The organism is Mucilaginibacter pedocola, from assembly GCF_002013915.1.
Lineage (GTDB): Bacteria > Bacteroidota > Bacteroidia > Sphingobacteriales > Sphingobacteriaceae > Mucilaginibacter > Mucilaginibacter pedocola.
This window is the reverse complement of sequence record NZ_MBTF01000022.1, coordinates 1-9808: the sequence shown is the minus strand read 5'-3', so window position 1 is coordinate 9808 and position 9808 is coordinate 1. Positions and strand designations below refer to the sequence as shown.

Here is a 9808-nt window from a genome sequence, read left to right as displayed (position 1 = left end):
CCCGTCATGGCGAATTTATTTCGGCAACCCACACGGCAAGTAATGTTCATGCAAAGTGGCTTTGCACTGTGGCTTATATGATGGGGTGCTGAAACAAGTTCCATTAGACTTGCAGAAGAATTAATTAACAGATTGTTGTTGATAATTTTGGCATGTTAAACATGTGGAAAAGATAGCTGATAGCGATATGAATACAATTTCTAGCCTTCGAGGCTCAATGCTGATTCTGTACCTCAGCTATCTTTTTAACTTAACCCAAGGCTCAATAGTAATTTAGCTCCACATTCGTAGTATGGAACCAGCCGGGTTAAGCGCCACATGCAACCTGGTATCGGTATGGACAAATTTAAACTTTTTTGTGGCATCGACATCAGCAAGGCTGATATCGACGTAGTGTATGGCACGGCTTCTTCCAGCCGCCATTTGAAATTGAGCAATGACATTAAAGGCATTAGCACGCTATTGAACGTCCTTTTGCAGGCGCAACCCGGCCGAGGAGCCATCCTCGTCTGTTGCGAGAACACCGGCGCATTGATGGATAAGCTGGCCTGCATATTAAAGGGGGAAGGGATATTCCTTTGGGCTGTACACCCTTTGCTCCTTAGCTACTACAGCCTCGATATCAACCGGTTTAAAACAGATAAAGCCGATGCAAAAAAGATATTCAAATACGCCCTGGCCAACAAGGATAATGCAGTAGGTTACCACCTGCCCTCGGCCGCCACCCGCCAGCTTAGGGAACTATTTAACTGCCGAAAGAACCTGATAAAAGCGCGCTCGGCATTCGAATGCAGGATCGAGGACCATAAACAGAAGTCTTCTTTCGATGCTTTGGCTATGCATTTGGAAAAACAACTGGTCATCGTCCTGAGCGGGCTTATCAAAGAGGCAGAGAAAGCGATACGCGCAGCTATCAATGCCGACAAGCGGGTAAAAAGCATGTACCGGGTGTTGGTATCTATACCCTGCATAGGCCCGGTAACCGCATGGCACCTGCTTTTTATTACGGATTGCTTTGAAAGGTTCGACAACCATAAAGCACTTGCCGCTTTCATCGGTTGCGCTCCATACCCCAGGAAGTCGGGGACATCAGTAAAGCGGAAAGACAAAGTATCAACCAAAGCCTACCGCCCTTTAAAAACCGACCTTAATCAAGGGATCGTAAGCGTTTGCACGAGGCAGGGGCAGCTATTTTATGATTATTATCAAGCTATGATCAAAGCGAACCGGCATCATTTGTATATCCTTAACTCCATCAAAAATATCCTGCTTAAACTTGCCTTTAAACTCGTACGGTCAAACACGCTTTTTAACAAAGAAATATTCATGAAAAATAAACTATCATGGCAAAAACATTTGCATATGTCATAGTAATCAGCATGACGATATGTTTTTTTTATAGCGGCCTGCTAACCGCTCCTTGCAAACTGCCTACCGCCTACCGCCCACCGCAAACTGCCACCTGCTATATCCCCCACCCTTTATTCGGCTTAGGCCCCATTTGTAATTCGAGGGTACCGCCTGCCATTAGTTCGGCATGGGTGAAGGTTGGTTTGTTCAACACTTTGCCGTTGAATTTGGCGCTTTGAATGTATTTGTTCACTACCGAGCAATTGTTGGCCTTCATGGTGAAGTGCTTACCGTTGGTTAGGTTAATGGTGACTTTACTAAACACTGGGCTGCCGATAGTGTAAATAGGTTTGCCCGGAGTAATTGGATAAAAACCCATGGATGAGAATACCACAAAGGCCGACATACCGCCGCCATCTTCGTCACCGGGGATACCGAAGATGTTATCCTTATACCAAACATCAAGCAAAAAGCGGATACGTTTCTGGGTTTTCCATGGTGCGCCTGCGTAGTTGTACAGGTACGGTATATGGAAGCTTGGCTCGTTACCCATAGAGTATTGGCCCACCAAACCCGTAGCATCCGGAAATTTTGACCAGAACTGGTATTTGCTCATGCCCAAGCCCTCGCGGAAGGTTTGGTCTAAGCGCGCCTGCATTTTTTCTTTGCCGCCCATCAGGTTGGCCAAGCCGTCAATATCGTGCTGTACCTGCCACAGGTAGGTCCAGCCGTTGTTTTCGTCGTAAAAATCGCGGCCGCCCATGCCGCCATCATATTTAGGGTCAATGTCTATAAAGTTGCCCTCGCTGTCTTTGGGGATAAACAGTTGCTTGTCGTTATTCCAAAGGTTTTTGTAGTTATTGGCGCGTTTGGCAAAGGTGGCTGCATCTGCAGTTTTGTTTAGTTCGCCGGCAAATTGGCCAACGGCCCAATCGTCATAAGCGCCACCGAGTGTTACCGCAACGGCCTGGCGTTTTTCCCAGGAGTGTACCAATTTAACGGTTTCTTTCTCGCCTTTCTTCAGGGCCGGAAAATAGCCCTTCTCGTGATAAAAATCATCCAGTTCGCATTTGGGGCCGTTCTCCCAAGGCAGCATGGTAGCTTCGTTAGCATTCTTCAGCACACCTTCGTAAGCCTTCGCCACATCAAAACCTCGTATGCCTTTGCGGTATGCGTCCAAAAACGTAACGGTTGAGTGGAAGCCATTCATACATGGCGTATCGCCAAACAATACCGGGAAAGTTGGCACCCAACCGCTTTGTTGGTACATCAGCACGTAAGAGTTCAGCATGTCCGATTCCATTGCCGGGTTCAATATGGTGCGCAGTGGGTGCAGCGCCAAATAAGTATCCCAAACCCAATCATCCACATAAAATGGGCGGTTGCTCTCGTGTACCTTATCATCGTAGCCGCTGTAGTATTTACCACCTTCGCTAATGTTCACCATACGCTCGTTGCTGCGGTATAGCGCTGTGTAGAACGAGCGACGTTGCGCTTCGGTGCCGCCTTCTACCTGTATTTGGTTAACCACCTTGCTCCACGCTGCTTTGGCGCTTTGCATCAAGGTGTTAAAGGCTACCGCGGCAACCTCATCTTTAAAATTCTGTTTGGCCTGCTCGGCACTTACATAAGATATCGCGTATTTAAGTTCAATAACATCCGGTGTACCCGAACCAAAAGTGATGTACGACTTTAGGTTTTTACCATCCTGTTCGGTTTTCTTCGTCAATTCACCATTTTGCAAAGTACCTGCGGCACCTTTGGCGTTTAATTGGCCGTAAACGTAAACCTTCACCTCGTCGTGGTAAGTTTCCATACCGGTTAACTCGTTGCCATTGCTAAGCTCCCATTTGGCTTTGCCATCGTTATAAGTACCGAACAAGATACTTTTAGAAGCGCTTTTTGCGGGGAAAGAGAATTTATAAATACCCGCTTTTTTGCCGGGGGTGAGCTCTACGGTGATGTTTTTATCGATCAGGAAGGTAGAATAATACCATGGGTGGATCACCTCCAGCTCGTGGTCGTATGGCATACGCTCATCCCAGCTTGCTGCGGTTACGGTTTTGGTATCGGGCTTAACCGAAAACACCTCGCCCATACGGTGCGAAACCATATTTAGTGGAAAACTGGTTAACTGATCGTCGATATAATCGGCCCTGATTGGGTACACCCTTATCATTTGGTTAGGCTGATGAATGGTAGGGCGCGTGGGCTCTAACAAGGCACCAACGTTGCCAATACGCGGGTCGATATAATTTAAGGCGGATGGCGCTACCTTTTGCGCAATGGCCGAAACCGATAAAGCCGACAACAGTACACCAGCGGAAACCGTTTTAACGAAGCGTGGAAAATTTATAACCATGGGTAAGATATATGCTACAGGTTGATGACACCAAAAATGGGCAAATTGCTTAAAGAATGGCGCGGTTTTGAAGAAATAATTGCGAAAAATATTTGGCGGGCAGGTATCTATTGAATTTAAATACAGAAGTTTGTTAGGATGCCCACCCACACCTACTTCGACTCGCCCGGCCTATACCGGCACCCAAAACATTTTTACGATGTTGGGGCAAGCCCCTACCTGTTGGAGGAGCTGATAAAGCACATTGATGAGGCTGCATCAACACTTGGAACAATATATGTTGCCTTTTACCTTTTCAACAATAAAATACTCAGCGAGAAACTCATTCAACTTGCAGCGAGCGGGGTAAAAGTGCACATCATTACTATTCCGATAAGCGGTTACGATAAAGAAAACCCGCAAGAAATACGATTAGTTACAACACAGGCTAAACTTGGACCGGCAACCAAATATACGCTTGCCCGTGAGGTTTTTGCTCCGTATTACCGTAATAAGGTTGCAGGTGCCACACTCAGCTTCTTTCCCCATCAATATATACGGTCGTCATCTTTTACGGGGTTTTCAAAAAGCGAGATGCCCTACTCTATGCATATTAAGGGCATATTGGCAATTAAAAAAGACGGTGGCGGATTTGTAGCCCTTAGCTCGTCAAACTTTGCAGTACGCGATGCCATTAAGGAAGAATACCTGGTGGTTATTGAAGACGAGCCTGAGGTATTAGCTCCCGTCAAACAGTTTTTTGAGCACCTGAGAATTGCATCTATACCCATCGCAGATTTTGATTTTAAAAGTTTGTATAATAAATACCCTACACCTGCTACCCAATACCCGGTAAACACGAGGGTGGGGTTTACAGCACCATTCTACCCAAAATCGAATCTCAACGCCGAAAAAGATATTGTTAACTTAATTGCAAACGCTACCTCAACTATCCAAATAGCAGCACAACATATTTGCTTTACTGTTGGCTGGCGAAACGGCATATTAGAGGCCTTAAAGGAAAGGGCAGCTGCAGGCGTTAGCGTGCAAATTATATCGCAAACCTTCGCCAGCGGCAACCGCGAAATTGATAAGCATTGCCGTACGCCGGCAAATACCGAAGCATTTATAGAGTTTTATAACGCCATAGCAAGAAAGCCCAACATTAGTTACCATGTAAACGAAAACCTGCACAGCAAATACATTATAGCCGATAGACGGGTGCTGGTATCCAGTTTTAACTACACGCCCACGCAGCTCATTTATAAAAAAGTTTCTATAAATACCGATAAACTGCAATATGAGGGCATTTTTAGCGAATGTGGCATTTATACAATTATTGATGACGATGCCAGCGTGGCGGCGTTTAAAGCGAACTTTGAAGAATTAAAAAAACGCGAGCATACGTTGACAATACAATAGTGCAACCGAACCAACTTTATACGCTTATCGCTGTTAACCCAATACCATGGCCTATACTTTCGAAACCAGCAAAGCGCGGTCGGATTTGATGAAAAAGATCAAATCGGGGCATACCAAGCCCGAACTGGTTTTGCGAAAAAAGTTGTGGGCGCTGGGCTATCGTTTCCGGCTACATGTAAAGAATCTTCCGGGCAAGCCTGATATTGTTTTCAAAGGCAAAAAGGTGGCTATCTTCATCGACGGGGAGTTTTGGCATGGCAAAAACTGGGAACAAAAGAAAACCACCATTAAACAAAACCGCGAATACTGGATACCCAAAATTGAGCGCAACATGGCCCGCGACCGCGCCAACACCCAAACCCTGCAAGATGCCGGCTGGATAGTACTGCGCTTTTGGCAAAACGATATTATGCGAGAACTGGAACTATGTGTTGCTACCATTGCAGCATGCATTGCAGGCAGCCAGTAAAACTCAATCTAACCTCAACCCGGCCAGCCCTATCAACTCTAAAGGGAAATCGCTGCCAAAACCGTAGCTGGACGGGTACTGCGGTGCGCCGTTGTACTTCTTCATCAGGTCAGGTACCTTTATTTGCAAGAAGCTTTTCAGACCGTTAACGGTTATCATTTTATTATTTATCGCGCCGCCCTTCATGGCATCTAAAAGCACATACGTGAAAGCGCCATGCCCCAGTTGGGCAAACTCCTGCGCAAATTGCTGGCTGCCGCTGGCGGCTATCCAATGCGTACCTGTACTACGGGCAACCAACGCTAAGCTTTTTAAGGCACCGGCATTATCGGCCATCAATTGCTGAAAGGCACCTGCGCTTTGGCAGGCATCTAAAATAAATACTTGTTTTTGGGCGGCTATGTTTATGGCGTACTGTTGCAGCATTTTAGATGGGATGCCATTTTGTGCCAATGCCTCATCTACGTTCTTCAGGTCGGTTACGTCGTTAGGCACCAGGTAAAACTCTTTATTTTTCTCGCTAATAACACCGTGGCCTGCGTAGTAAAATACAAAAACGTCCTCGGGCTTGGCGTTCTTTTGCACCTCGGCAAAGGCAGCGGTAATGCCTGCTTTATCGGCTTTATCATCCGTAATAAAATAAGTATTAAGTTTGGCTAATACCGTGTGCGCGTCTTTCTCGGCCTCGTTTTTAAAAGCCGTTGCATCTGCCAGTGCATAGTTCAGGCTCATCTTTGGGTTTTTATAAGCGTTTATGCCGATAACGATGAGGTGCATGGTGGCTTTGCGGTCTACCTGGGCAATAAATCCGTTGCCGTTGTTTATAGGTGCAGGTGTATTGGGCTGGCCTGCGGCGTTGTAGGTAACGGCAATTTCATCCGGCTCGCTTTCGGTCCGTTGGCTATTGAGGGCTACCGCGCGAATGCTGTTAACGCCGGGCAGCAAGTTCAGGGTGTACTTCTTGGTATCGGTATGGGTGTTATTATCGGTAACGAAAAGGCCCCGGGTTGCCAGATTAACGATCTTACCATTGTGGAACAGGCGTATCTCATCTACCCTATCATTCTCGGCGCTGGCGGTAACCGTAATTTCGGCTACGCCGGTAGTGTTTACATAAGTTGGCGTTTTATCATCAACTACATTTAAATTGCGGGTTACCTGCGCGTAGCTGATGCGTACTTTCGGTGCGGGGTTAATGTTTACATCAACCGGGGTAAAACGCTCGCCGGCCACCAAACGGGCGAAAAGGTTGGGTGTATAAAACTTCTCGAAGTATGCCCCCGGATCAACAAACTCGTTGCCTCTAACAAAGTAGAATTTTTTAAGGCTCTCCATGTTGCCGTCGTACAAGCCATCGGGCGTAACGGCTATCCAATCGTCGGTGCCTTTAAAGTGCGCAAGGTCTACTAAATGGGCAGTAGTAATGGCGTTGAATACCTGTACCGTGTTGGTGATCACACTCATCATAGCCACCAGGTAATTATTGCCAAGGAAGGCTATTTCATCGCCACCCATAATATCATTTGCACGGCTAATTTCTTTGCCTGTACCAAGGTCGTATGTTACCAGCACGTAGTTTTTGCTCATGTAATACTCGTCTGTTGGGCGGTAAAGCACGGCAGCATACTTTTCGTCGGGCGAAACGGCAAATTTCAAGGCACCTTTGCGCTGTATGGCCACCAGCGGTATTTTAGAGAGTTGCTGCCCCGTGCTTACCGATGTAGTAAGCAAATTAATGGCCTTCCCCCCCTCGCCATCCACCGCATCAAGGCTGTAGAGTTTGCTGCCAGTGTTATTGAATACCGGGTATTCGCCCAATTCTACATCAGCGGTTATCTCTGTATTCTGGCGATAATTATAAATGAAAGCTTTCGCATCGGGATAATGCTGGTATATAACCGTTTTATTATCGGGCGAAGGGAGGTAACGGGGATATTTAAAATCGATAGTTTTAATAACATTGCCCGTAGCAAAATTGATGATAGAACCCGCTCCGCTCTTATCGGTAAAGCCGATAGTGCCATCGGGAGAAATAGCTTTCACCCCTCTATCGGCATACGCCGGGCTTGCCTCGCCGGTATTGATATTAACGACCGTTTGCCTGCCGAAGTTCCCGGTGAGGTAATAATCGCCCTGGTTACCAAAGGCCGAATTGTACCAGTCACCTGCCTCGCGGGTATTGAAAGGGACCGTTTTTTCGAATTTATAGGTACTTACGTTCCAGATACGGGCCTCGCGGGCGTTAGTGGTAAATATCAACTGGTTGGTGGCGGCCTTCACCATCATGCGTTGCAGGCCGCTGGTTTCGTTCTTTAACTCGCGCAGTTTTTCGAAAGTGGTGGCCGAATACAACTTGCCCGAACTATTGGCGCGATTGAACACCACTATGTATTTGCTGCTGGCGCCCATCAGGTCGTTATACTCGGTATCATAAAAATGCTTCAGTTCGCGGTTGGTTGCGGCATCAAGCACGGCGCGGGGTGCCATAATGATGTTTTTATCATCAGCAGAAAAGCTTAAACCTGTAAGCCCGTACACCGCATCGCTAATAATGGTAGCAACTTTGCTATCCAGATCTACTTTGTACATTTTAGTTTTGCCATTCACCAGCAACATATTGCTATTGGCGGTTATGGCCATCTCCTGAACCTCGGGGTCGGGTTGGTCAAAGTCTACTTTCTTACCTGTTTCCAGGCTGAACACCTGTAGCTTTTTATTCTGCGTTATGGCGATGTACTTTTTATTGAGCTTTATACCGTTACCGTTAAGCGAGCCATCTGCATCGGGTGCTTTCCACTTATACGCTTTCAGCCGTGTACCATTGGCCGCATCCCATATCAATATATCTACAGGGTTCACCACCGCCCCCAGCGAGCCATCTGCCGAAACGGTGGCACCTATCTTGTAGCCGTCCTTTACCAAACCCTTCTCAAAGAGGTATACCTGCTTACCCGCCAATACATCCCAATATTCCCAGCCATTCTCGGTGCGTACCGTAAGGTAACGGCTATCGGCCGAAAAATGCACCTCATCTGCCGCCCCCTGTTTTAGCGGCAGGGTTTTCAGCTGCATACCATTGGCCATACTCCAAATTTTAACCGACTTATCCGACGAGGCCGTAGCGATGTACTTTTCATCGGGCGAAATGGCAAGTCCCTGCACATAGCTGGTATGGGCAATAGGGATGCGCAGCTCCAGCTTTTGGGCCATGCCCGCGGCCGAAATAAATGCCAGTAATAGGGTGATAAGGTATCTCATGGTATGGGTTGTTGCTATTTCATCAGTTCTACCGGAAAATCGTTGCCGAAGCCGTAGCTGGCCGGGTATTGCGGTGCGCCGTTGTATTTCTTCATCAGGTCGGGCACCTGCGTTTGCAGGTAATTCTTTAGCCCGTTCACGGTTATCATTTTGTTATTGGCGGCTTCGCCCTGCATGGCTTTCAGCAATACATAGGTGAATGCCCCATGCCCCAATTGGCCAAACTCCTGCGCAAATTGCTGGCTGCCGCTGGCAGCAATCCAGTGCGTACCCGTGCTGCGGGCCACTACGGCAAGGTTTTTCTGCTGATTCGCGTCGTTGGACATGAGCTGCTGAAATGCTCCCGCGCTCTGGCAGGCATCCAGTATGAACACCTGTTTTTGGGCAGGGATATCGATAGCATAGCGTTGCAGCATTTTGGAGGGGATGCCGCTTTGGGCAAGAGCTTCGTCTACATTCTGCAGGTCGGTAACATCCGTCGGCACTAAATAAAACTCTTTGTTTTTATCGCTGATAACCCCGTGGCCTGCGTAGTAAAACACAAATACATCCTGCGGCTTAGCGTTCTTCTGCACTTCGGCAAAGGCGGCGGTGATGCCATTTTTATCGGCCTGCGCATCGGTAACAAAATAGGTTTTCAGGTTGGTAGTGATGGTTTTGGCATCCTTTTCTGCTTCGTTCTTAAACGCCGTTGCATCTGCTAAAGCGTAGTTCAGGCTCATCTTGGGATTTTTATAAGCGTTGATACCTACGACCACCAAATGCATAGTGGCATCTTTATCCACCGTCGCTACGGGACCTGTGGCACCATTGTTCAAAACAGGTGGCGTATTGGCTTGCGCGCCGCTGTTATAGTTAACAAGTATCTCGTCGGGCTCGCTCTCAGTGCGCTGACTGTTGAGGGCAACCGCGCGGATATTGTTTGCGCCGGGCAGCAAATTCAAAGTATATTTCTTTGTATCAGTACC

6 protein-coding genes are annotated in these 9808 nt (G+C 47.3%); 3 read left to right on the top strand and 3 right to left on the bottom strand.

The features are described 5' to 3' along the window. The first annotated feature begins 318 nt into the window (after positions 1–318). Positions 319–1371, top strand: coding sequence for an IS110 family transposase (locus tag BC343_RS17445; protein WP_078348810.1), 1053 nt, complete (start codon positions 319–321; stop codon positions 1369–1371). 94 nt (positions 1372–1465) lie between these two features. Here BC343_RS17445 and BC343_RS17440 read toward each other — a convergent pair whose 3' ends face one another. Further along, a complete protein-coding gene (locus BC343_RS17440) occupies positions 1466–3712 on the bottom strand; it encodes a GH92 family glycosyl hydrolase (RefSeq protein ID WP_078349090.1) in 2247 nt (748 codons plus the stop codon). A 138-nt stretch (positions 3713–3850) separates the two neighbouring features. Here BC343_RS17440 and BC343_RS17435 point away from each other — a divergent pair, with 138 nt between their 5' ends. Together BC343_RS17435 and BC343_RS17430 are read left to right on the top strand one after the other, a co-directional pair. Continuing rightward, positions 3851–5113: a phospholipase D-like domain-containing protein gene (locus BC343_RS17435; protein ID WP_078349089.1), complete on the top strand. Its 1263-nt coding sequence runs from the start codon at positions 3851–3853 to the stop codon at positions 5111–5113. Between the two features lie 46 nt (positions 5114–5159). Continuing rightward, the gene (locus BC343_RS17430) at positions 5160–5582 is read left to right on the top strand and encodes a very short patch repair endonuclease (RefSeq protein WP_078349088.1); all 423 of its coding nucleotides are present in this window, start codon (positions 5160–5162) and stop codon (positions 5580–5582) included. A 3-nt stretch (positions 5583–5585) separates the two neighbouring features. On the opposite strand, the gene BC343_RS17425 is transcribed toward BC343_RS17430, so the two are convergent. After that, complete coding sequence (locus BC343_RS17425; RefSeq protein WP_078349087.1) at positions 5586–8840, bottom strand: caspase family protein; 3255 nt, start codon at positions 8838–8840, stop codon at positions 5586–5588. Positions 8841–8854: 14 nt separating this feature from the next. Next, a partial coding sequence (locus tag BC343_RS17420; RefSeq protein ID WP_238381798.1) for a caspase family protein occupies positions 8855–9808 on the bottom strand: 954 nt, incomplete at its 5' end.